This window comes from Streptomyces sp. NPDC055632 (assembly GCF_053618675.1).
Genome location: NZ_JBSHHY010000025.1, coordinates 90,360 through 112,303 on the forward strand (window position 1 = coordinate 90,360; position 21,944 = coordinate 112,303).

Below are 21,944 nucleotides of genomic sequence, written 5' to 3' on the forward strand. Positions count from 1 at the left end.
GACGAGGTCACTTGCCGGCGTTGACGGTGGCCGACTTGACCGCGCTGTCCTCGACGTCCCACTTCTTCAGGGCCTCGGCGTAGGTGCCGTCCTTGATGATGGCGTCGAGCGCTTCCTTGACGGCGTCGCGCAGCTGGGGCTTGTCCTTGGAGACGCCGATGCCGAAGAGGCCGACGTCGCTCTGGCTGCCGACGACCTCGAAGTCGTTGCCGCCGCCCGAGGTCTTCGCGATGTACGCGGCCACCGGGTAGTCGTTCAGGTCGGCGACCGCGCCGCCGGCCTTGACGCGGGTCTGGGCCTCGGCGTCGGTGTCGAAGGCCTGGATGGTCAGCTTCTTGTCGCCGCACTTGGTGGCCTGCGCCTTGAAGGTGTCCTCGTAGATCGTGCCGCGCTGGACGGCCACGGTCTTGCCGCAGAGGTCGTCGAGGGAGTTGATGCCCTGCGGGTTGCCCTTCTTGACCAGGAGGGAGACGCCGGAGCTGAAGTAGTCGACGAAGTCGATGCCCTTGCCGATCTTCTTCCCGTTGTCGTCCAGGCCCTCCTGGCGCTTCTTGTTGTCCGTCATCGAGGACATGATCAGGTCCTGGCGACCGCTGTAGATCGAGGTGATCAGGCCGTCGAAGGTGCCCGAGACGAACTCCAGCTTCACACCGAGCTGCTTGCTCAGGGCCTGCGCGATGTCGGGGTCGACGCCGACGATCTTGCCGCCCTCGGTGAACTCCATCGGGGCGTACGAGGCGTCCGTGCCGACCTTGATGACGCCGGACTTCTGGATGTCGGCCGGGAGCTTCGAGAAGAGCGGCGCGTTGGAGGCGGGCTTCTGCGAGGGCGAGGTGCCCCCGGAGGAGCCGCCCTCGGTCTGGTCGCCACAGGCGGTCAGCAGCATGGAGCCGGCGACCGCGATGGCGGCGACCGCGGCAAGACGGGAGGTGCGGGTCTTGGCGGCGGTCGTACAGCGCGTGGAGCGTGCGGTCATGGTCGGGTTCCTCCGGCGTATCAGGGAGATGCCAGGTGGCCACGTACGCATCTTCGAGTGTCGCGGCCTCGTGTGATTACGGCATCTTGCCATTCGGACTGCCTCAAACCGACGGCCACGGATGTCAAAATCGGGTAACGGGTGACCCTCGAATCACGACAGAACGCTCCATCAAGGCCGGACCTTCTGCGGAATACCTTCCACGCCACCGAAAAATCTCCGGTTGATCTCGCCATTCGGACGACACCAAGGCCGCCAATCGGGTGCCCTGGGCACCTATACGGACATCGTGTGACGTGTCATCACCCGTACGTGCCCGGATGCTCTCGGTATGAGTCGTGTCACCGAACGGTTATGGACTCGTCTGCGGTGCCGTCCGTCCGGTAAGAAGGATCCTTACACCCCTCATCCGGGGCTCAGGGCGCGTTGTGCGGCGTGCCCGAGCGGCTGCCCGACAAGGCGGCCGCGGTGCCTCCCCACCCCTCCTCAACCGGGAGCGGCCACCCTCAAATGAAACAGACTCAAGGGGTCAACCCAATGGCAGCGGAGATCGTCAACCCTCGCAACGACAGCGGTACGGAGGCTCCCGAGGAGCCCTTCGATCCTGTCTTCGCCCTCCACCGGGGCGGCAAGATGGCCGTGCAGGCCACCGTTCCCCTCCGGGACAAGGACGACCTGTCCCTCGCGTACACCCCCGGCGTCGCCAAGGTGTGCACCGCGATCGCCGAGCAGCCCGAGCTGGTCAACGACTACACCTGGAAGTCCCAGGTCGTCGCGGTCGTGACCGACGGCACCGCGGTGCTCGGCCTCGGCGACATCGGCCCGGAGGCCTCCCTCCCGGTCATGGAGGGGAAGGCCATCCTCTTCAAGCAGTTCGGCGGCGTGGACGCGGTCCCGATCGCCCTCGCCACCACCGACACCGACGAGATCATCGAGACCGTCGTCCGGCTCGCCCCCTCCTTCGGCGGCGTGAACCTGGAGGACATCTCGGCCCCGCGGTGCTTCGAGATCGAGCGCAGGCTCCAGGAGCGCCTCGACATCCCGGTCTTCCACGACGACCAGCACGGCACCGCCATCGTCACCCTGGCGGCCCTGCGCAACGCGGCGAAGCTGACCGACCGGAACCTCGGCAACCTGCGCGCGGTCATCTCCGGCGCCGGCGCGGCCGGTGTCGCCATCGCGAAGTTCCTCCTGGAGGCCGGCCTCGGCGACGTCGCCGTCGCCGACCGCAAGGGCATCGTCAGCCGCGACCGCGGCGACCTCACGGACGTCAAGCGCGAGCTCGCGGAGATCACCAACAAGGCGGGCCTGACCGGCTCCCTGGAGGACGCCCTCGCCGGCGCCGACGTCTTCATCGGCGTCTCCGGCGGCACGGTCCCCGAGGCGGCCGTCGCCTCCATGGCCCCGAACGCCTTCGTGTTCGCCATGGCCAACCCGAACCCCGAGGTCCACCCCGACGTCGCGCACAAGTACGCGGCCGTCGTGGCGACCGGCCGTTCGGACTACCCGAACCAGATCAACAACGTCCTCGCGTTCCCCGGCATCTTCGCCGGCGCGCTCCAGGTCCGGGCCTCCCGGATCACCGAGGGCATGAAGATCGCCGCGGCGAACGCGCTCGCGGACGTGGTCGGCGACCAGCTCGCCGCCGACTACGTGATCCCGTCGCCGTTCGACGAGCGGGTCGCCCCGGCCGTCACGGCCGCGGTCGCCGCCGCCGCCCGCGCCGAGGGCGTCGCCCGCCGCTGACGCGCCGCCGGTACGCCCGAAGGGCCCTGTCCTGTACGCCGGGACGGGGCCCTTCGGCGTTACGGGGCGCTCCGGCTCGTACGGGACGGGCGCCGGCCTCCCGGCGGGCCGTACGGGGGCGGCCACGGCGTCCCGGGTGGGCCCGTACGGGGGGCGCGGCCACGGTGTCCCGGGCGGGCCCGTGCGGGGGACCGGCCACGGTGTCCCGGGCGGGCCCGTACGGGGGAAGGTTCCGGCGCCCGGGGCCGCCGGGCGACACGGGTCACACCGGGGTGTGGTTCCCCCGCCCGCCCGCGCGCCCTAGGGTCGGGGCCATGTTCGCTGCCTACGCCGCCCGAATCGACCGTGACCAGCCGCTGAACGGCCTTGAGTTGGGCGAACGCCCCGAACCCGAGGCACAGGCCGGATGGACCACCGTCACCGTCAAGGCCGCCTCCCTCAACCACCACGACCTGTGGTCGCTGCGCGGGGTGGGCCTGCCCGAGGAGAAGCTGCCGATGATCCTCGGCTGCGACGCCGCCGGGATCGACGAGGACGGCAACGAGGTCGTCCTGCACTCCGTGATCGGCCAGACGGGTCACGGCGTCGGCCCGGACGAGCCCCGGTCCATCCTCACCGAGCGCTACCAGGGCACCTTCGCCGAGCGGGTCACCGTGCCCCGCTGGAACGTGCTGCCCAAGCCGAAGGAGCTCTCCTTCGAGGAGGCCGCCTGCCTGCCCACCGCCTGGCTGACCGCCTACCGCATGCTCTTCACCAACGCCGGCGTGCGGCCCGGTGACTCGGTCCTCGTGCAGGGCGCGGGCGGCGGCGTGGCCACCGCCGCGATCGCCCTCGGCAAGGCGGCCGGCCTGCGGGTCTTCGCCACCAGCCGCGACGAGGAGAAGCGCAAGCGGGCCGTCGAGCTCGGCGCCGTCGAGGCGTACGAGGCGGGGGCGCGGCTCCCGCAGCGGGTGGACGCCGTCATCGAGACCGTCGGCGCCGCGACCTGGTCCCACTCGGTCAAGTCGCTGCGGCCGGGCGGCACGCTCGTCATCTCGGGCGCCACCAGCGGCGACCGCCCCTCGCACGCCGAGCTGACCCGGATCTTCTTCCTGGAGCTGAAGGTCGTCGGCTCCACGATGGGTTCCAAGGACGAGCTGGAGGACCTGCTGTCCTTCTGCGCGGCCACCGGCCTCCGCCCGGTCATCGACGACGTCCTGCCGCTCGACCGGGCGCGGGAGGGCTTCGAGAAGATGGCCGCGGGCGACCTCTTCGGAAAGGTCGTCCTGACGACCTCCTGAAGATCTTCCGACGAGCTCTTGATGACTCGTCAGTAGTACTGATGGGATCTCCGGCACGCGCACCCCGAACACACCGTCGTGCCGGAGGTCCTCCATGCCGCGAACCACCTGGCGAACCACTCTCCTCGCGAGCGCCGCCGTCGCCGCGCTGCTCGTCCCGACAGCCGCCCGCGCCGAGACCGGAGCCGGAGCCGGAGCCGGAGCCGGACGCACGGTCGGCGACGGCATCCCCGTCCTCACCGACGCGCACGGCCGCGCCCTCACCCTGCGCGGCTGGAACGTCGAGGACAAGGCGAACCGGGGCGACGCCGCCCTCTCCGCCGTCACCGAGAAGCACTTCCGCGACATGCGGGCCAAGGGCTTCAACTTCGCCCGCCTCCTGGTCTTCTGGGACGACCTGGAGCCCCGGCCCGGCCGGTACAGCCAGGGCTATCTGCGCAAGATCGAACGGATCCTGGACTGGGCGGAGAAGCACGACGTCAAGGTCCTCCTCGACGCCCACCAGGACGTCTTCGGGCCCGCGTTCGGCCACCGGGGCATCCCCGAGTGGGCGACCAGGACCGACGGGCTGCCCTTCACCCCGCGCCCCGACGACTGGTTCTCCGAGTACTTCGAGCCCGCCGTCCAGCGGGCCTTCACCCATCTGTACGAGGACGAGGACCTGCGGCGCGCCCAGGCCCGCATGTGGCGGGTCCTCGCCGACCGCTTCGACGACCACCCGGCCGTCCTCGGCTACGACCTGATCAACGAGCCGATGGGAGAGGTCCGGGAGGGCGAGGACCTGGCGACGGCGGCCCGGCGCATCGAACGGGACCAGCTCACCCCGCTCTACAACCGGCTCGCCGACGCCGTCCGCTCGGTCGACCGGGACGCCTGGATCTTCGTCGAGCCGACCCCCGTCGTCGGCGAGGGCGTGCCCACCGGGCTCGGACGGATCCACGACCCGAAGGTCGTCTACGCCCCGCACTTCTACAACACCGGCATGGAGGCGGGCGCCGACTACGACCCCGCCGCCGGCTGGATCGAGAGCTACGAGCGGGCCGTCACCCTCTACCCCGAGCAGTACGAGGTGCCGGTGGTCGTGGGGGAGTGGGGGCCGCTCAACAACACCCTGCCGCAGATGAACCGCTTCTACCGCGACGCGATGTCCTCCCTCGGCCGCTACGGCTCCGGCTGGGCGGGCTACGTGTGGTGCTACGGCGGCGGCTACTGCGCGGTCGACGGCACCGGCGCCTTCCGCACCAACAAGGAGCTGACCGCCGAGCCGTACGCGGAGGCGGTCGCGGGCCGGGTCCGCTCCGCCGCCTACGACTCCGGGACCGGGGTCTACCGCCTCGCGTACGACGCCGCCGGGCGCCGGGGCTCCCGGGTCACCGAGCTCTCCCTGCCGCCCGGCGACTGGCGGGTGACGGCCCGGGGCGCGGCCCTCGTCCTCCGCAAGGACCGCGGCAGGGCCTGGGTCCTCGCGGCCCCGGACGCCCGGGTGACGGTCACGGTCACCCGCCGCTGACGCCCCCGGCCCCGCCGTCCCTCCGCTCACGCTTCCCGCTCACGCCTTCCGCTCACGCCTTCCGCTCGGGGTGCAGCAGGTCCGTGATGCGGTGGGCCGCCGTCGAGAGGTGGCGACGGGTCTCGGCCAGCTGCTCCGGGGTCACCCCGTGGTCGCGGGCCGCGTCCCGGATCTCGTCGCGGAAGCGGTCGAGGAGCCGGTCGAGGTCGCGGGCCGGGTCGCCCGAACCCTCCACGTCCCGCGCCCACTCCGGCGCCTCGTCGGCCGGGGCCGCCGCGAACGGCGACTCCCGGTCGGCGGCGCCGGCGGCCTTCGGATGGGTCGTGCCCGTCACCAGGTCCCCGAGCTGGGCGGTGATGCCCGAGACCCCCTCCCAGACCCCCTTGGGCCAGTCACCGCGCGAGAAGCGGTCCTGGACCTCCTCCTGGACCTGCTGGGCGATCCGCTGGAACTCCTTCGCCTGGCGGCGCGCCGAACGGGCCTCCGCGCGGGCCTCGCGGGCCTGCTGCTTCCACTCCTGCCCGACCCGGCGCAGCTCCTCCTTGGCGTCGGCGAACGAGGAGGGCTCCGCCGTCCGGGTCCGGCCCGCCGCCGCGCGCATCTCGCTGCGGACCCGGCCGGCCGCGCCGCGCACGTCGTCGCGTATCTCCGCCGCCAGCTCCGACACCGACTCGCGGATCTCCCGCTCCAGGTCGTCCAGTTCGGTGCCGCGCCCGGCCAGTTCGGCGCGGCCCGCCTCGGTGATCGAGTAGACCTTCCGGCCCCCCTCGCTGGCGTGGGTGACGAGCCCCTCGGCCTCCAGCTTGGCCAGGCGCGGGTAGACCGTGCCGGCCGAGGGCGCGTAGAGGCCCTGGAAGCGCTCCTCCAGGAGCCTGATCACCTCGTAGCCGTGGCGCGGGGCCTCGTCGAGCAGCTTGAGCAGATAGAGGCGCAGGCGGCCGTGGGCGAAGACGGGCGGCATGTCAGAGCACCTTTCCGGTCGCGGAGGGGGCGGAGGAGGGGCCGGCGCCGGTGTCCTCGTCCGCCTCGGGGCGGCGGAGCAGGGCGATGGAGCCGGAGACGGTGGTGGCCTTGAGGGTGCCCCGGCCCGCGCCGAGGGTGCCGCTGACGGTCTTGGCGCCCCACTGGCCCCCCACCCGGAGGTCCTCGAAGGCGTTCGACACGGAGCCGCTGGTGGTGCTCGCCTCGACCCGGGCGTCGGCCGGGTGCGGCAGCCGGATGGCGACCTCGCCGGAGACGCTGGTGAGCCGGATGTCGGCGGGCGGGCCGTCGAGCCCGGCCGGGTCGAGGTCGACGACCATGTCGCCGCTGACCGTCTCGGCCCGCACGGAGCCGCCGGCGCCCTCGATCACGGTCACGTCCCCGGTCATGGAGTTGGCCCGCAGGGCGCCCGTGACCGACTGGGCCTCCAGGCTCCCCGAGACGCTCTCGGCGCGGACCGGGCCGGAGAGCCCCAGGAGGGTGGTGTCGCCGCTGACGCCGCGCACCTCCGTACGCCCCCGGACGCCGGAGACGACGACCTCGGCGCCGACCACGCCCACCTCGACGTCGGCGCCCGCGGGGACGGCGACGGAGACGACGGCCCGGCGCCGGTACTCCTTGCGGTCGAGCAGCTTGAGGACGTGCTTCCACTGGAGGTCCTCGTAGCCCACGGTCAGGGTGGAGCCGTCCTGCGACACGAGCAGGGGCGGGCCCTCGACCTCGGACACCTCCACGCGGGCGGAGTCCTCGTCCGTCCCCACCACGTTCACCGTGCCGTTGACGACGCGGATCCGCAGGCGCGTCACGGGGTCGGCCGGCGCCAGTTTCGTCGGCTCGGTGACGGACCACTCTGTCATGGTGCTGACCTCCCGCATCGGCAACGCAACATATCGCGTCTCTCGATGAACACGATATATCGCGGTCGGGTGAAGTCAACCCCGACTCTTCCCTGAGACGCGAGGTGCAATCGAAGCCTTACCAGGACAAATTGACCTAGCGTAGGGGCATGAACGCGACATCCGGACCGAACCCCGTCGGGGCGCTGCTGCTCTGCCGCGCCGATCCCCCGGCGGTCCGGCCGCCGGCCCGGCTGCTCGGGGAACACCTGCTCCTCGCCCCCGCCGGCCCCGGCTGGAGCGTCCTCGTACCGGAGGGGAAACCCTGGCTGCACGGCGGGGAGCCCGTCGAACGGGTCGTCACCGGCTGGGCCGCCGCCCTCGCCGTCCCGGCCGCCACCTGGCCCGTCGTCGCGCTGTGGTGGGACCGCGACCGGGCCGGACTCACCCTGGCCGCCGGCTTCCGCCGCACGGTCGGCTACACCTGGCTCGCGGACGGCACCCCCGTCGGCGAGGACGAGGCCATGCGCACCTTCGCCGCCCGGCTCGCCCTCGACCCCGTCCTCGACGTGCAGGCCCTCGAACCGCTCACCGTCCCCGACCCGGAGGCCGACGCCCACAGCCGGCTCGTCGGGATCGTCGCGGTCCTCGCCCGCGCCGGCCTCGCGCTGCCCACCGGCCTCGTCCCCGGCGACCACGCCGACCGGCTCCGCTCCGTCGCCCTCGCGCAGGGCGCCGAACAGCTCGAACGGCCCGGCCGGCGCGACGCGGTGCGCGCCGAGCTCGACGTGGTGGAGCAAGGCCCCCTCGGCCCGTACCTGCGCGGCCCCCGGGGGCGCGTGCTGGGCGGGGCGCAGCTCCTGGCGGGGGTCCCGCTGCTGCTCTGGGGCGCCGGACGGCGCAGCGGCGGCTGGGCGACGGCCGGCGCCCTGCTCGTCGCGCACGGCGCCCTCGGACTCGCCTACGACCGGCTCAGGGAGCGCTGACCGTACGGCGTCCGGGGGCGCGGCCGACCCCTACTCGTCGTCCTCGTCCTCGTCGTCCAGACGGGCCAGCCAGGTCGCGAGGCGCTCGACCGGCACCTCGAAGTCGGGGTTGAGGTCGACGAACGTCCGCAGCTGCTCGGCGAGCCACTCGAAGGTGACCTCCTCCTCGCCGCGCCGCTTCTCCAGTTCCTCGATGCCACGGTCGGTGAAGTACATGCGATCAGGATAGGCCGTGTCCCGCGCGCCCCCGCCGCCCGCCCGGGCCAGGGAACGCCGGAGGCCCGGCACCCCGTGGGGGGTGCCGGGCCTCCGTCCGTCACGCGCGAGCGGTACGGATCAGGCGTCGAAGACCTCGTCGACGAGCTGCTGCTGCTCCGCCTGGTGGCGCTTGGCCGAGCCGACCGCCGGGGAGGAGGAGTGCGGACGCGAGATCCGGCGCAGGCGCTCGCCCGCCGGGATGTCCGCGCCGACCGCCAGGTCGAGGTGGTCGATCAGGTTGAGCGCGATGAACGGCCAGGCACCCTGGTTCGCCGGCTCCTCCTGGGCCCACAGGTACTTCTCGGCGTTCGGGTACTTGGCGATCTCGGCCTGGAGCTCGGCACCCGGCAGCGGGTACAGGCGCTCCACGCGGATGATCGCGGTCTCCGTGTCACCGCGCTTCTGCCGCTCGGCCTCCAGGTCGTAGTAGACCTTGCCCGCGCAGAAGACGACCTTGCGGACGTCGGCCGGGTTGGCCGTCTCGTCGCCGATCACCGGGCGGAAGCCGCCGGTGGTGAACTCCTCCACCTTGGACGCCGCGGCCTTCAGGCGCAGCATCGACTTCGGGGTGAAGACGATGAGCGGCTTGTGGTGCGGGTTGTGCACCTGCCAGCGCAGGAGGTGGAAGTAGTTCGACGGCAGCGTCGGCATGGCGACCGTCATGTTGTCCTGGGCGCACATCTGGAGGAAGCGCTCCGGGCGCGCGGACGAGTGGTCCGGGCCCTGGCCCTCGTAGCCGTGCGGCAGGAGCAGCGTGACGCCGGAGGTCTGGCCCCACTTCTGCTCGGCGGAGGAGATGAACTCGTCGACGACGGTCTGCGCGCCGTTGACGAAGTCGCCGAACTGGGCCTCCCAGACGACCAGGGCGTCCGGGCGGGCCAGCGAGTAGCCGTACTCGAAGCCCATCGCCGCGTACTCGCTGAGCAGCGAGTCGTAGACGTTGTAGTGGGCCTGGTCCTCGGCCAGGTAGAGCAGCGGGGTGTGGTCCTCGCCGGTCTCCTGGTCCACCAGGACCGCGTGGCGCTGGCCGAAGGTGCCGCGGCGGGAGTCCTGGCCGGAGAGCCGGACCGGGGTGCCCTCCATCAGCAGGGAGCCGATGGCGAGGGTCTCGCCGAAGCCCCAGTCGATGGTGCCGTCGTCGATGGACGCGGCGCGGCGCTGCATCTGCGGGAGCAGGCGCGGGTGGACCGTGATCCGCTCCGGGACGTTGACCTGGGACTCGGCGATCCGCTTCACGACCTCCTGGGAGACCGCGGTGGTGACGGAGACCGGGAACTCGGCCTGGGCGTCCGGGACGTGCACCGAGGACGAGGCGGTGGTGGTGGCCTCGCGGACCTCCGCGAACACCTTCTCCAGCTGGCCCTGGAAGTCCTGGAGCGACTGCTCCGCCTCCTCCAGGGTGATGTCGCCGCGACCGATGAGCGACTCGGTGTACAGCTTGCGCACCGAACGCTTCTTGTCGATCAGGTTGTACATCTGCGGGTTGGTGAACGAGGGGTTGTCGCCCTCGTTGTGACCGCGGCGGCGGTAGCAGATGAGGTCGATCACGACGTCCTTGTTGAACGTCTGGCGGAACTCGAAGGCGAGCCGCGCGACGCGGACCACGGCCTCCGGGTCGTCGCCGTTCACGTGGAAGATCGGCGCCTCGATCATGCGGGCCACGTCGGTCGCGTACATCGAGGAACGCGAGGACTCCGGGGCGGCGGTGAAGCCGACCTGGTTGTTGATGACGATGTGGACCGTGCCGCCGGTGCGGTAGCCCCGCAGCTGCGACATGTTCAGCGTCTCGGCGACGACGCCCTGGCCGGCGAAGGCCGCGTCGCCGTGGAGGGCGACGGGCAGGACGGTGAAGTCCGTGCCGCCCTTGTTGATGACGTCCTGCTTGGCGCGGACGACACCCTCCAGGACCGGGTCGACCGCCTCCAGGTGCGAGGGGTTGGCGGTGAGCGAGACCTTGATCTGCTCGCCGTCCAGGCCCGTGAAGGTGCCCTCGGCGCCCAGGTGGTACTTGACGTCGCCGGAGCCGTGCATCGACTTCGGGTCGAGGTTGCCCTCGAACTCGCGGAAGATCTGCGCGTACGACTTGCCCACGATGTTCGCCAGGACGTTCAGCCGGCCGCGGTGGGCCATGCCGATGACGACCTCGTCGAGGCGCGACTCGGCGGCCGAGTCGATGACCGCGTCGAGCAGCGGGATGACGGACTCGCCGCCCTCCAGGGAGAAGCGCTTCTGGCCGACGTACTTCGTCTGCAGGAAGGTCTCGAAGGCCTCGGCGGCGTTCAGGCGGCGCAGGATCCGCAGCTGCTCCTCGCGCTCCACGCGGGAGTGCGGGCGCTCGACGCGGTCCTGGATCCACTTGCGCTGCTTCGGGTCCTGGATGTGCATGAACTCGACGCCGGTGGTGCGGCAGTACGAGTCGCGCAGCACGCCGAGGATGTCGCGGAGCTTCATCATCGACTTGCCGGCGAAGCCGCCGACCGCGAACTCGCGCTCCAGGTCCCACAGGGTGAGGCCGTGCTCGGTGATGTCCAGGTCGGGGTGCTTGCGCTGCTTGTACTCCAGCGGGTCGGTGTCGGCCATGACGTGGCCGCGGACCCGGTAGGAGTGGATCAGCTCGAAGACCCGCGCGGCCTTGGTGACGTCGTCGTCGTGGGAGGCGTCGATGTCGCGGAGCCAGCGGACCGGCTCGTAGGGGATGCGCAGGGCCTTGAAGATCTCGTCGTAGAAGCCCTCCTCGCCGAGGAGCAGGTTCGAGACGATCCGCAGGAACTCGCCGGAGGCGGCGCCCTGGATGACCCGGTGGTCGTACGTCGAGGTCAGGGTCATGACCTTCGAGATGCCCAGCTTGTTCAGGGTGTCCTGGGAGGTGCCCTGGAACTCGGCCGGGTAGTCCATCGAGCCGACGCCCATGATGACCGACTGACCGGGCATCAGACGCGGCACGGAGTGGACCGTGCCGAGGCCGCCGGGGTTGGTCAGGGAGACGGTGACGCCGGAGAAGTCCTCCATCGTCAGCTTGCCCACGCGGGCGCGCTTGACGATGTCCTCGTACGCCTGCCAGAACTCGAAGAAGTTGAGCGTCTCGGCCTTCTTGATGCCCGCGACGACGAGCTGGCGGTCGCCGTTGGGCTTCACCAGGTCGATCGCGAGGCCGAAGTTCACGTGCTCCGGCTTGACCAGGGTCGGCTTGCCGTCCTTCTCCGCGAAGGAGTAGTTCATGGACGGCATGGCCTTGATGGCCTGCACCATCGCGTAGCCGATGAGGTGGGTGAAGGAGATCTTCCCGCCCCGGGCGCGCTTCAGGTGGTTGTTGATCACGATCCGGTTGTCGAAGAGCAGCTTCACCGGGACGGCGCGGACGGACGTGGCCGTCGGCACCTCCAGGGAGGCGTTCATGTTCTTCGCGACCGCGGCGGCGGGACCGCGCAGCGTGATCAGCTCGGGACCGGCCGGGGCCTCGGCGGCCGGAGCGGCCTTGGCGGCGGGCTTCGCGGCGGCGGGCGCGGCCTGGGCGGCGGCCGGCTTGGCGGCCGCGGGGGCCGCCTTCACCGCGGCCGGGGCGGCGGGAGCCGCGGCCGGCTTCTGGGCGGCGGGAGCCGGAGCGGGCGCGGGCACGGAGGCCGGAGCGGCAGGCGCGGCCTGTGCGGGGCCCGTCTGCGTCACGGCCGGAGCGCTCGGCGTGCTCTGGGTGGGCGCCGGGGCGGCCGGGGTCTCCGACGCTCCGGGCTTGTAGTCGGCGAAGAAGTCCCACCAGGCACGATCGACCGAATTCGGGTCCTGGAGGTACTGCTGGTAGATCTCGTCGACGAGCCACTCATTGGCACCGAAGGCGGTCGCAGGGTTCTGGCCCTGCCCGTCTTGGTCGGTCGGGGAGCTCGGGGTACTGGGGGACTGAGACGACACGGCGGCAACCGCCCTCTTCCGCTTCACAAGGTGATGGACAGCGGAAATAAAGGCTACGCCTGTCCGGCCGGGAGGTGCAGGCCGGGCACTCCAACGTCGCGCAAGTCACACTTGACGGGGTGTTTCGGAGCCGTGAATGGCGGGAAACAAGCGTGGTTCCGCTGGTGTGAGGGTACGGAAAAGCATCGGCACGGCCCGCTTCGGCCGCACCCCTGATCGCACCCCGTTCACGTGCGCGGAGGTCTCGCCCCCGTACACGCAGAACGTGTTCTTCCGGTTCGAACCCTACGTCAATCCGTCGGTGGACGACTGCCCGGAAGAGTGACTCTGATGCGGCACCCGCGTGATGATTCGGCCACACCGATCTCGCCGCCGTGCAGATCGACCGCCCAGCGGGCGATCGCGAGCCCCAGACCCGTCCCGCCGTCGCTGGCCGGACCCTGCCGGCGCGAGGCCGGACCCCGGTTGAACCGCTGGAAGACCTTGTGCCGCTCCGACTCCGGGATGCCGGGGCCCTCGTCCTCGACCTCCAGCTCCAGGGAGTCCGGATACGGGCCGCGCCGGGCCCGCACGGTGACCCGGCCGTGCGGCGGGGAGTGCTTCACCGCGTTGTCGATCAGGTTCGCCATCACCTGGTGCAGCCGCTCCGCGTCCGCGTGGGCGACCAGTTCGGGCGGCGACACGTCCAGGTGCAGGTGCACGTCCGTGCGGTTGTGCAGGCCCGAGGTGGACGACAGGCCGCGCTGGGACGCGGCGAGGTTCGCCTCCCGCAGGACCCCGGACAGATAGGGCCACACCTCGAAGCGGCGCCCCCGCAGGGCGACGACACCGTTGTCAAGGCGTGACAGGTCGAGGAGCGTCTCCACGAGCCGGCCCAGCCGCTCGGTCTGCTTGAGCGCCGACCGCATCGTCTCGGGATCGGCCTCGGACACCCCGTCCACGACGTTCTCCAGAACGGCCCGCAGCGCGGCGATCGGGGTCCGCAGCTCGTGCGAGACGTTGGCCACCAGCTCCTTGCGGTGCCGGTCCACGGCCTCCAGGTCGTCCGCCATGCGGTTGATCGTGGACGCGAGGTCGCCCAGCTCGTCCCGCCGGTCCGCGCCCCGCACCCGGCGGCTGAAGTCGCCGCGCGAGATCGTCCCGGCCACCGTGGTCATCTCGTCCAGCGGGGCCGTCAGGGACTGGGCCACGAACTGGGTGATGAGCAGGGTCGCGATCATCGCGAAGATCGTGATGTACCGGAACTCGGTGGAGGTGCGGATCGCCACCAGGGCGAGGCAGGAGGTCAGCAGGACCGCCCCGACGACGAGCGCGCCGAGCTTGGTCTTGATGGAGATCACGATCCGGTGGCGGCGTCGCCCGCCACGGGGGGCGCCGGGCCTGCCCGGTCTGCCGGGCCCACCGGACCCGCCGGGGCCACCCGCTCTGCCGGGGCCGCCGGACTCACCGGACTCACCGGACCCGCCGGCCCCAGGCTCCCCGGGGCCGCCCGGCCCACCAGGTCCGCCCGGCCCCCCGGGGCCGCCCGGCTCCCTCGGCTCGCCCGGCTCCCAGGTTCTCTTCGGCTCCTCCGGCCCTCCGGGCCTCCGGGGGCTCATGGCGCCGGGGTCTCCAGCGCGTAGCCGACGCCGTGGACCGTGCGGATCCGCTCGGCCCCGATCTTCCGGCGCAGCGCCTTGATGTGGCTGTCCACGGTCCGGGTGCCCGAGGCGTCCGCCCAGTCCCACACCTCGGCGAGGAGCTGCTCGCGGGAGAGGACCGCGCGGGGCGTGCTCGCCAGACAGACGAGGAGGTCGAACTCGGTCGGGGTCAGGTGCACGTCCTCCGTCCGGACCCGGACCCGCCGCTGCGCGTGGTCGATCTCCAGCTCGCCCAGGCGCAGGATGCCGCTGCGCGGGGTGACCGCGGCGAGCGCGGCCCGCTCGACCCGGCGGAGGAGCACGTGCACCCGGGCGGCCAGCTCGCGCATCGAGAACGGCTTCGTCATGTAGTCGTCCGCGCCGACGCCGAGGCCGACCAGCATGTCGGTCTCGTCGTCGCGGGCGGTCAGCATGAGGACCGGGACGGGCCGCTGGGCCTGGACTCTGCGGCACACCTCCAGGCCGTCGAAGCCGGGCAGCATGATGTCCAGGACCATCAGGTCGGGCTGCCAGGCCTCGGCGGCGTCGACGGCGGCGGGGCCGTCGGTCGCGGTCTGCACGAGGAAGCCCTCGGCGCGCAGCCGGGCGGAGATCGCCTCGACGATCGTGGCGTCGTCCTCGACCACCAGGACGCGCCGCTGGGCCCCCGGAGTGGCCGCCGCACCGTGGTGAGTGGTGTGTGTCTGCTCCATTGCCCCGCCTCGCGTCGCCGATGTCGGTGCAGCAGCCTAGAGGTACCGGCGGTGTCCCGGCTATCCAGGAGTCAGCCGGGACGCACGGCGAGGTGGACCGCGTCCGGGACGCCCCGGGCAACGGGGATCTCTTCCGTCCGTACCCCGCTGAATCCGGCATTCCGCAAGGTTGCTTCGAAATCCCCGGAGGGCCGCGCGGACCACACGGCGAGGATCCCACCGGGGTTCAACCGGTCCGCGCAGGCCGCCAACCCCTCGGCGGAGTAAAGGGATTCGTTGTCCTCGGTGACGGTCCAGTCGGGGCCGTTGTCGATGTCGAGGCAGAGGGCGTCGTAGGTGTCGGCGGAGGTGTGGACGTGCTCCACCAGGTCCGTGTGCAGGATCACGGTCCGGGGATCGGCGAGCGCGGCCCCGGAGATCGCGGCGAGCGGGCCCCGCCGGTGCCAGTCGATGATCGCCTCCTCGCGCTCGGCGACCACGATCCGGCCCCAGCGGGGGTCGGCGGCGGCGTGGGCGAGGGAGAAGCCGACGCCGAGACCGCCGACGAGGACGGAGGCGCCGGCCCGGCGCTCCTCGGGGAGCGAGGCGAGGGCCGCGTCGACCAGGAGCCGCTCGGAGCGCCCGTCGGAGGTGTCCATCAGGAAGGTGCCGTTGGCGATGATCTCGTAGTGCTCGTCGCGGCGCCGCAGGACGACCTCTCCGTGGGGTCCTTCGCGCCGGTCGAGGGTCACGGTTCCCGACATCGTCACTCCGCTCTCGTCGTCTCGTCGGATGGTTCCCGCCATCCTGGCCGCGCGGTGGTGACGATCACAAACGCGTTACGGGAACGGCCGGTCGTGGCCCACCCCCTCTCCCGGGAGGCCCTCCCCCGACCCTCCGACCTGCTCCGGTCCCACCACCGCCCCGACCCCGGGAGGTCGCGGGCCGGGCCGCCCGGAGCGCACCGCCCGCCGGTCCGTCCGACGTCCCGCCCCCGTCCCCCGAGCGCCCGCCGCCCCTTCGCCGGCCGCCGCGAGCAGCGGGTCGAGGACGACGGCCGGAAGCCGGTCGGAGGGCCCGGCGCCGGGGGCTGTTTCCAGCCATCGGGCGGCCCGGGCGGCGACCGCCGCCGTACCGGCGAGGGCGGCGGGCGCGCTGGGCGGGGCGGGGGAACGGGAGTGGAGGAGCAGAGGGGAGAAGGGGTGCGCGGGGAAGCGGGGGAGGGAGGGGCCTCACGGGTCACGGTCCGGGAAAGCGCTGCTCGGAGGCGTGCCCCCCGAGCTCACGGGCTCGTCGGCGGCCCGCCCTCCGGGAGGGCGTCGAAGACGCGCTGGAGCGCGGGCGGCCGGTCGTCGTCGCCCGCGACGACCACGCGGTGGCGGTAGGCCACCTCGTACTGGAAGCCGTCGGCGATCGGCCGTCCGGTCGGCCGCGCCGGGACGAGGGCGAACGCGGGGTCCTCCAGGGCCGCGCGCAGCTCGGCGGCCTCGGCGGGGGTCTGCCGGCCGGTCCGGGGCGGCTTGTCGCCGGAGCGGATCGTCCATCCCCCGTCCCGGTGGACGACGAGCCGGTTCCTGACCCCGGCGAAGCCGCCGGTGACGGTCACCCGGACGAGGACCTGGCCCGGCCGGGGGTCGTCCCGCGGGGCGCTCGGCCCGGTCGTGGCGCCGGGGGTGCCGGGGCTGCTCGGTCCGGGCGTGGTTCCGGGAGCGCCCGGACCGGTCGTCGGGCCGGACGCGCTCGGTCCGGACGCGCTCCCCGGTGCGCCGAGCGCCGGGGGAGCCCCGGTGTCCGCGCCGCAGCCGGTCGCGCCGCCCGCCAGGACCGCCGCGAGCAGCACGGCCCCGCATCGCCTTCCCCGTCCGCCTCGCCTCGTGGGACTCATGGGAGGAGCATGCCCGGCGGGCCGCCTCCCCGCAGCCGGACGACCGGATTCCGCCGCCGTCCGGAGCGTCCGGGGCTCAGCCCTCCCCCCGTACGATCCCGGTCAGCGGCCCCCGGTACTCCCAGCCCAGCGCGGCGTAGAGCTGTCGGCCGTCCGTGGTGGCGGAGAGCACTCCGGTCGCGGCGCCCGCCTGCGCGGCGGCGGCCTCCAGGGTGAGCACGACGTTCGCGCCGAGGCCCCGGCGCCGGTGCGCCGCGTCCGTCTCGATCTGGTCGGCGACGGCGGTGGCGCCGGTCGGGGCGATCTGCCCCCGGGCGGCGAGGGTGCCGTCCGGGGCGAGGATCCGGACCCGGACGACGCCGTCCCGGACCTCGACGGTCCGGGCGTACCCCTCGGGCGGCGAGGGGCGGACGCCGGGGTCCAGCGGCTTGACCATCATGAAGCCGGGGTCGTCGGGGATCGTCCACCCCTCGGTGATCCACGGCGCCACCTCCCCGGCGTCCGCCATCACCTTGAGCCAGCTGTACGGCTCGGTGAGCCGCTCGCAGAGCGCGCCGACGGTGGCCGCGTCGGGGGCGGGCAGCACGTGCCGCAGGACGTGCCGGGGGAGGCCCACGTCGATCCGGTGACCCCACGGCTGGTCGACGGCGGTCGGGGTGCCCCGGGAGACGGTCCAGCCCTCCACCCAGGCCGATGTAATGGCTCGCATATCCATGGAGGTATTACATCGGCCGATCGGTGGGCGTGCGAGGGTGATCGCTCAGAGCGAACGGGCGTCCGGGAACATTGAGGGGCTCACAAGCATTGAGTCCGTACAGCTCAACTTGACTGCCGAAGGGGAGATCATGGCTTCCGAGTCCATGGCGTCCGCGCCGCTCACTCTGCCTGTGCTGCCGCTCGACGACGAGGTCGTGCTGCCCGGAATGGTGGTGCCGCTGGACCTGTCCGACAACGACGTACGGGCCGCCGTCGAGGCCGCCCAGGCCGCCGCACGGCCGGGAGGGGGAAAGCCGCGGGTGCTGCTCGTGCCCCGCGTCGACGGCACCTACGCCGGGACCGGCGTCCTCGGGACCGTCGAGCAGGTGGGACGCCTGTCCGACGGCGACCCGGGCGCGCTGGTGCGCGGCCGCGGCCGCGTCCGCATCGGTGCCGGGACGACCGGCCCCGGCGCCGCCCTGTGGGTCGAGGGCACCGCCGTCGAGGAGACCCTGCCCGACCCGCTGCCCGGCTCCGTGACCGAACTGGTCAAGGAGTACAAGGCGCTGGCCACCACCTGGCTCAAGAAGCGCGGTGCCTGGCAGGTCGTCGACCGCGTCCAGCAGATCGACGGCGTCGGCGCCCTCGCCGACAACTCCGGCTACTCGCCCTTCCTGACCGTCGCCCAGCGGATCGAACTCCTGGAGACCGCCGACCCGGTCGCCCGGCTGCGCCTCGCCACCGCCCAGCTCCGCGAGCACCTCGCCGAGCAGGACGTCGCCGAGACCATCGCCAAGGACGTCCAGGAGGGCGTCGACAAGCAGCAGCGCGAGTTCCTGCTCCGCCGCCAGCTCGAAGCCGTCCGCAAGGAGCTCCGCGACCTCAACGGTGAGGCCGAGGGCGACGAGTCCGACGACTACCGCGCCCGCGTGGAGGCCGCCGACCTGCCCGAGAAGGTGCGCGAGGCCGCCCTCAAGGAGGTCGAGAAGCTGGAGCGGTCCAGCGACCAGTCCCCCGAGGGCTCCTGGATCCGCACCTGGCTCGACACGATCCTCGAACTGCCCTGGAACGAGCGGACCGAGGACCGGTACGACATCCGGGGCGCCCGCGCGGTGCTCGACGCCGAGCACGCGGGCCTGGACGACGTGAAGGAGCGGATCACCGAGTACCTGGCGGTGCGCAAGCGGCGCGCCGACCGCGGTCTCGGCGTGGTCGGCGGGCGCCGGGGCGGCGCCGTCCTCGCCCTCGTCGGCCCGCCCGGCGTCGGCAAGACCTCCCTCGGTGAGTCCGTCGCCCACGCGATGGGCCGCGAGTTCGTCCGGGTCGCCCTCGGCGGCGTCCGGGACGAGGCGGAGATCCGCGGCCACCGGCGTACGTACGTGGGCGCCCTGCCCGGCCGGATCGTCCGCGCGATCAAGGAGGCCGGGTCCATGAACCCGGTGGTCCTGCTCGACGAGATCGACAAGGTCGGCTCCGACTTCCGCGGCGACCCCGCGGCGGCCCTCCTCGAAGTCCTCGACCCGGCGCAGAACCACACCTTCCGCGACCACTACCTGGAGGTCGAGCTCGACCTCTCCGACGTGGTCTTCCTGGCCACCGCGAACGTCCTGGAGTCCATCCCGGAGGCCCTCCTCGACCGCATGGAACTGGTGCGGCTCGACGGCTACACCGAGGACGAGAAGGTCGTCATCGCCCGCGACCACCTGCTGCCCCGGCAGCTGGAGCGGGCGGGCCTGGAGCCCGGCGAGGTCGTCCTGGAGGAGGCGTCGCTGCGGAAGCTGGCCGGCGAGTACACCCGCGAGGCGGGCGTCCGCACCCTGGAGCGGGCGGTCTCCCGGCTGCTGCGGAAGGTCGCGGCCCAGCACGAACTGGGCGACCGCGAGCTGCCGTTCACGGTCCGCCCGGAGGACCTGCGGGAGCTGATCGGGCGCCCGCACCACGTGCCCGAGTCGGCGCAGGACCCGGCCGAGCGCCGGACGTCCGTGCCGGGCGTCGCCACCGGACTCGCGGTGACCGGCGCGGGCGGTGACGTCCTCTTCGTGGAGGCCTCCCTGGCCGACCCGGAGACCGGCGCCGCCGGCCTCACCCTCACCGGACAGCTGGGCGACGTGATGAAGGAGTCGGCGCAGATCGCGCTCTCCTTCCTCCGCTCGCACGGCGCGGAGCTGGAGCTGCCCGTCACCGGCCTCAAGGACCGGGGCGTGCACATCCACTTCCCGGCGGGCGCGGTCCCCAAGGACGGGCCGAGCGCGGGCGTCACCATGACGACCGCCCTGGCCTCCCTGCTGAGCGGCCGGCTCGTCCGCACGGACGTGGCCATGACCGGCGAGGTCTCCCTCACCGGCCGGGTCCTGCCGATCGGCGGCGTGAAGCAGAAGCTGCTCGCCGCGCACCGGGCGGGCATCACCACCGTCGTGATCCCCAAGCGGAACGAGGCCGACCTGGACGACGTCCCGGCCGAGATCCTGGAGAAGCTGGAGGTCCACCCCGTGACGGACGTCCGGCAGGTCCTGGAGATCGCCCTCGCCCCGGCGGAGGTGCCGGTGGGCGTGGCCGCGTAACCCCTCGTCAGGAGCGGGGCGTTCCCTCGGGGGCGCCCCGCTCCGGCACGTCCGGACGCCGGTCCGGGGGCGGGTCCGCGATGTCAGTCCCGGCTGTCATGATCGTACGCATGAACGAAGACGCCTTCTGGGCTCTCATCGACGAGTTGAGCGGCCGCCCCGGCACCCGGGACGAGCGGCTGGAGTGGCTGGAGGGGGAGCTGCTGCGGCGTCCGGCCGAGGAGAGCGTGGCGTTCCAGGTGCGCCTGGAGAAGGCGTGCGGGGCGGCCGACACGCACGCGCTGTGGAGGGCGGCGAACCGGATCGAGGGCGGCGGCTGCACGGACGACGGCTTCCACTACTTCACGCTCTGGCTGGTGGGCCAGGGACGGAAGGTGTACGCGTCGGTGCTCGCCGACCCGGACGCGCTGGCCGACGTGTCCGACGTACGGGCGCTCGTGGGGCGGCACCACGACGACTGGGACGACGACGAGTGGCCCGAGTGGGAGGAGCTCGACTACGTCGCCCAGGACGCGTACGACGAGCTGACCGGCCAGGAGGACGACGACGGGGAGGAGTTCCTCGAAGCGGTGGAGGCCGCGGAGGAGGACGAGGAGGACGAGGGGGAAGAGGACGAGGAGCGCGGGGCGGCCGGGCCGGAGGGGTCGGCCCTGCCCCGGCTCACCGCCCTCTTCCCGCCCGGGCCGTCCGGCTCCTAGGGCGTGCCGGGCGCCGCCGGACCGGCGGGACCCCCGGCACGTGCCCCGGGTGCCGCCCGGACCCCGTCGGGCCGGGCGGCAGCCACCGGTGACGCGTGGGGGCGCGTCAGGAGGCGGACGTGTTCCGGCGGCGGCCCAGGAGCAGGCTGCCCGCCGCGAAGGCGGCGAGGGCGCCCGCGCCCGCGAGGGCCGGCGTCAGGGGGGAGGAGGTCCCGGCGGCCTCGGCGGAGAGCGCCGGGGGCTGCTCGTCGCCGCCGTGGCCCGCGTGGCTCACGGTGGACAGGGCGGCGCCCGCCGCGATCTTCGCCTCGGTCGGGGCCTGCGCCTTCGCGCCGGCCGTCGCCGTACCGGACTGCGCCGGGGCCCCGGCCTTGGCCGCCGTACCGCCGAAGGTGACGTCCGAGCAGCTGTAGAAGGCCTCGGGGCTGTCGTTGCGCTGCCACACCTTGTAGACGACGTGACGGCCGGTGCGGGCCGGCAGGGTGCCGGTGAAGTTGTAGTAGCCGTCGGTGGCGGTGCGGGTGGTGTGGTGGACGGCGACCGGGGTCTCGTCCAGGTCCGACCACTTCAGGGGCTGGGTCGGGTCGAAGCCGGCCTTGGTGATGTAGACCGTCATGGTGCCCGAGTGGGCCGCCGTCGCCCGCACCTTGAAGTCGAAGGAGCCCGCGGCGACCGCCGTCGCCGGCCAGTCGGTGCGCGCCCAGTCCAGGGCCCGGTACTTCGCGCGGTTCGCCGAGCAGAGCTTGCCGTCCGGGATGAGGGTCCGGTGCTGTCCGTCCGCGTTGGCGATGTTGACCTCGTTCCAGTCGTAGAGCGGCTGGGTGCCGGAGTCGGCGACGAGGTCCTTGCACACCTGCGACCTGGGCGTCTCGGGGCCCTCGGCGTAACAGGCGGCCACCCGGCTCACGGGGTTGAAGACGGCCCCGTGGGCACTGGCCGCCGTCGGGGTGAGACCGACGAGCGCGGCGGCGGACAGGGCCGCGGCGCCGGCGGCGGTGGCACGGCGGGCGGAAGACAGGGAGGGCATGCGGGGGCTCTCTCTCGTGCGTGGGGGAGTACGGAACGAGCAACGCGCGCGGGACGCAAGGAAGTTGAATTCCGGGCGACCGCCGTAGAGCCTCGCATTGGTCCATACCAATGGGCAAGGGGGTGGAGGGAAAAAGCGGGCGCGGCCCCCGGGGCGCGCCGTGCGCTCCGGGGGCCGCCGGGAAGCGAGGGGTGACGAGGGGGTCGGGGCCGCGAGGGCGGCGCCCGCGAGGGTCGTTCCGGATCTGCGCACACGCATCGCGTGCCTCCGGAAGGCTCGCGGGGAGAGGG

At 72.8% G+C, this 21,944-nt stretch carries 17 protein-coding genes; 6 read left to right on the forward strand and 11 right to left on the reverse strand.

The annotated features are described in order from the left end of the window. Positions 1 to 7 precede the first annotated feature (7 nt). Positions 8 to 976: an ABC transporter substrate-binding protein gene (locus ACWGSR_RS27275; protein ID WP_376239404.1), complete on the reverse strand. Its 969-nt coding sequence runs from the start codon at positions 974 to 976 to the stop codon at positions 8 to 10. Between the two features lie 537 nt (positions 977 to 1,513). Here ACWGSR_RS27275 and ACWGSR_RS27280 point away from each other — a divergent pair. From ACWGSR_RS27280 to ACWGSR_RS27290, 3 genes are all read left to right on the forward strand, one after another. Then, positions 1,514 to 2,722 (forward strand): NAD(P)-dependent malic enzyme, encoded by a 1,209-nt coding sequence (locus ACWGSR_RS27280; RefSeq protein WP_366371838.1) that lies wholly within the window; start codon positions 1,514 to 1,516, stop codon positions 2,720 to 2,722. A gap of 314 nt (positions 2,723 to 3,036) precedes the next feature. Then, positions 3,037 to 4,002, forward strand: coding sequence for a zinc-binding dehydrogenase (locus ACWGSR_RS27285; RefSeq protein ID WP_453569791.1), 966 nt, complete (start codon positions 3,037 to 3,039; stop codon positions 4,000 to 4,002). A gap of 94 nt (positions 4,003 to 4,096) precedes the next feature. Next, on the forward strand, positions 4,097 to 5,512 hold the full coding sequence (locus tag ACWGSR_RS27290) for a cellulase family glycosylhydrolase (RefSeq protein WP_453569794.1): 1,416 nt from the start codon (positions 4,097 to 4,099) through the stop codon (positions 5,510 to 5,512). 52 nt (positions 5,513 to 5,564) lie between these two features. On the opposite strand, the gene ACWGSR_RS27295 is transcribed toward ACWGSR_RS27290, so the two are convergent. Then, positions 5,565 to 6,473: a PadR family transcriptional regulator gene (locus ACWGSR_RS27295; RefSeq protein WP_453569797.1), complete on the reverse strand. Its 909-nt coding sequence runs from the start codon at positions 6,471 to 6,473 to the stop codon at positions 5,565 to 5,567. 1 nt (position 6,474) lies between these two features. Further along, positions 6,475 to 7,350, reverse strand: coding sequence for a DUF4097 family beta strand repeat-containing protein (locus ACWGSR_RS27300; RefSeq protein WP_376239412.1), 876 nt, complete (start codon positions 7,348 to 7,350; stop codon positions 6,475 to 6,477). 149 nt (positions 7,351 to 7,499) lie between these two features. On the opposite strand from ACWGSR_RS27300, the gene ACWGSR_RS27305 reads away from it, so the two are divergent. Beyond that, on the forward strand, positions 7,500 to 8,315 hold the full coding sequence (locus ACWGSR_RS27305) for a hypothetical protein (protein ID WP_453569800.1): 816 nt from the start codon (positions 7,500 to 7,502) through the stop codon (positions 8,313 to 8,315). Positions 8,316 to 8,345: 30 nt separating this feature from the next. Here the strand turns inward: ACWGSR_RS27305 and ACWGSR_RS27310 are convergent, their stop codons facing one another. From ACWGSR_RS27310 to ACWGSR_RS27340, 7 genes are all read right to left on the reverse strand, one after another. After that, a complete protein-coding gene (locus tag ACWGSR_RS27310) occupies positions 8,346 to 8,531 on the reverse strand; it encodes a DUF6104 family protein (protein WP_007266501.1) in 186 nt (61 codons plus the stop codon). A 120-nt stretch (positions 8,532 to 8,651) separates the two neighbouring features. Then, positions 8,652 to 12,476 carry a multifunctional oxoglutarate decarboxylase/oxoglutarate dehydrogenase thiamine pyrophosphate-binding subunit/dihydrolipoyllysine-residue succinyltransferase subunit gene (locus tag ACWGSR_RS27315; protein ID WP_453569803.1) on the reverse strand — a complete coding sequence of 1,275 codons (3,825 nt, stop codon included), beginning with the start codon at positions 12,474 to 12,476 and terminating at the stop codon, positions 8,652 to 8,654. Positions 12,477 to 12,766: 290 nt separating this feature from the next. After that, complete coding sequence (locus ACWGSR_RS27320; protein WP_376239419.1) at positions 12,767 to 13,816, reverse strand: HAMP domain-containing sensor histidine kinase; 1,050 nt, start codon at positions 13,814 to 13,816, stop codon at positions 12,767 to 12,769. A gap of 254 nt (positions 13,817 to 14,070) precedes the next feature. After that, positions 14,071 to 14,808: a response regulator transcription factor gene (locus ACWGSR_RS27325; RefSeq protein WP_062752240.1), complete on the reverse strand. Its 738-nt coding sequence runs from the start codon at positions 14,806 to 14,808 to the stop codon at positions 14,071 to 14,073. Positions 14,809 to 14,879: 71 nt separating this feature from the next. Beyond that, the gene (locus ACWGSR_RS27330; RefSeq protein ID WP_376239422.1) at positions 14,880 to 15,551 is read right to left on the reverse strand and encodes a spermidine synthase family protein; all 672 of its coding nucleotides are present in this window, start codon (positions 15,549 to 15,551) and stop codon (positions 14,880 to 14,882) included. A gap of 518 nt (positions 15,552 to 16,069) precedes the next feature. Next, complete coding sequence (locus ACWGSR_RS27335; protein WP_453569807.1) at positions 16,070 to 16,627, reverse strand: hypothetical protein; 558 nt, start codon at positions 16,625 to 16,627, stop codon at positions 16,070 to 16,072. A gap of 121 nt (positions 16,628 to 16,748) precedes the next feature. Next, the gene (locus tag ACWGSR_RS27340; RefSeq protein WP_453569810.1) at positions 16,749 to 17,387 is read right to left on the reverse strand and encodes a GNAT family N-acetyltransferase; all 639 of its coding nucleotides are present in this window, start codon (positions 17,385 to 17,387) and stop codon (positions 16,749 to 16,751) included. A gap of 130 nt (positions 17,388 to 17,517) precedes the next feature. Here ACWGSR_RS27340 and lon point away from each other — a divergent pair, with 130 nt between their 5' ends. Next, complete coding sequence (gene lon, locus ACWGSR_RS27345; RefSeq protein ID WP_376239430.1) at positions 17,518 to 19,929, forward strand: endopeptidase La; 2,412 nt, start codon at positions 17,518 to 17,520, stop codon at positions 19,927 to 19,929. 110 nt (positions 19,930 to 20,039) lie between these two features. Beyond that, complete coding sequence (locus ACWGSR_RS27350) at positions 20,040 to 20,627, forward strand: DUF4240 domain-containing protein (RefSeq protein ID WP_383361668.1); 588 nt, start codon at positions 20,040 to 20,042, stop codon at positions 20,625 to 20,627. Positions 20,628 to 20,733: 106 nt separating this feature from the next. On the opposite strand, the gene ACWGSR_RS27355 is transcribed toward ACWGSR_RS27350, so the two are convergent. Then, on the reverse strand, positions 20,734 to 21,645 hold the full coding sequence (locus tag ACWGSR_RS27355; protein WP_453569833.1) for a lytic polysaccharide monooxygenase auxiliary activity family 9 protein: 912 nt from the start codon (positions 21,643 to 21,645) through the stop codon (positions 20,734 to 20,736). Between the last annotated feature and the right edge of the window lie 299 nt (positions 21,646 to 21,944).

What these genes read in the sequence shown, in the direction of transcription:
- lon (WP_376239430.1), top strand. Translation starts at nt 17,518, where the DNA reads ATGGCTTCCGAGTCCATGGCGTCCGCGCCGCTCACTCTGCCTGTGCTG.
- ACWGSR_RS27310 (WP_007266501.1), bottom strand. Translation starts at nt 8,531, where the DNA reads ATGTACTTCACCGACCGTGGCATCGAGGAACTGGAGAAGCGGCGCGGC.
- ACWGSR_RS27300 (WP_376239412.1), bottom strand. Translation starts at nt 7,350, where the DNA reads ATGACAGAGTGGTCCGTCACCGAGCCGACGAAACTGGCGCCGGCCGAC.
- ACWGSR_RS27350 (WP_383361668.1), top strand. Translation starts at nt 20,040, where the DNA reads ATGAACGAAGACGCCTTCTGGGCTCTCATCGACGAGTTGAGCGGCCGC.
- ACWGSR_RS27295 (WP_453569797.1), bottom strand. Translation starts at nt 6,473, where the DNA reads ATGCCGCCCGTCTTCGCCCACGGCCGCCTGCGCCTCTATCTGCTCAAG.
- ACWGSR_RS27285 (WP_453569791.1), top strand. Translation starts at nt 3,037, where the DNA reads ATGTTCGCTGCCTACGCCGCCCGAATCGACCGTGACCAGCCGCTGAAC.
- ACWGSR_RS27340 (WP_453569810.1), bottom strand. Translation starts at nt 17,387, where the DNA reads ATGGATATGCGAGCCATTACATCGGCCTGGGTGGAGGGCTGGACCGTC.
- ACWGSR_RS27305 (WP_453569800.1), top strand. Translation starts at nt 7,500, where the DNA reads ATGAACGCGACATCCGGACCGAACCCCGTCGGGGCGCTGCTGCTCTGC.
- ACWGSR_RS27325 (WP_062752240.1), bottom strand. Translation starts at nt 14,808, where the DNA reads ATGGAGCAGACACACACCACTCACCACGGTGCGGCGGCCACTCCGGGG.
- ACWGSR_RS27330 (WP_376239422.1), bottom strand. Translation starts at nt 15,551, where the DNA reads ATGTCGGGAACCGTGACCCTCGACCGGCGCGAAGGACCCCACGGAGAG.
- ACWGSR_RS27290 (WP_453569794.1), top strand. Translation starts at nt 4,097, where the DNA reads ATGCCGCGAACCACCTGGCGAACCACTCTCCTCGCGAGCGCCGCCGTC.
- ACWGSR_RS27275 (WP_376239404.1), bottom strand. Translation starts at nt 976, where the DNA reads ATGACCGCACGCTCCACGCGCTGTACGACCGCCGCCAAGACCCGCACC.
- ACWGSR_RS27280 (WP_366371838.1), top strand. Translation starts at nt 1,514, where the DNA reads ATGGCAGCGGAGATCGTCAACCCTCGCAACGACAGCGGTACGGAGGCT.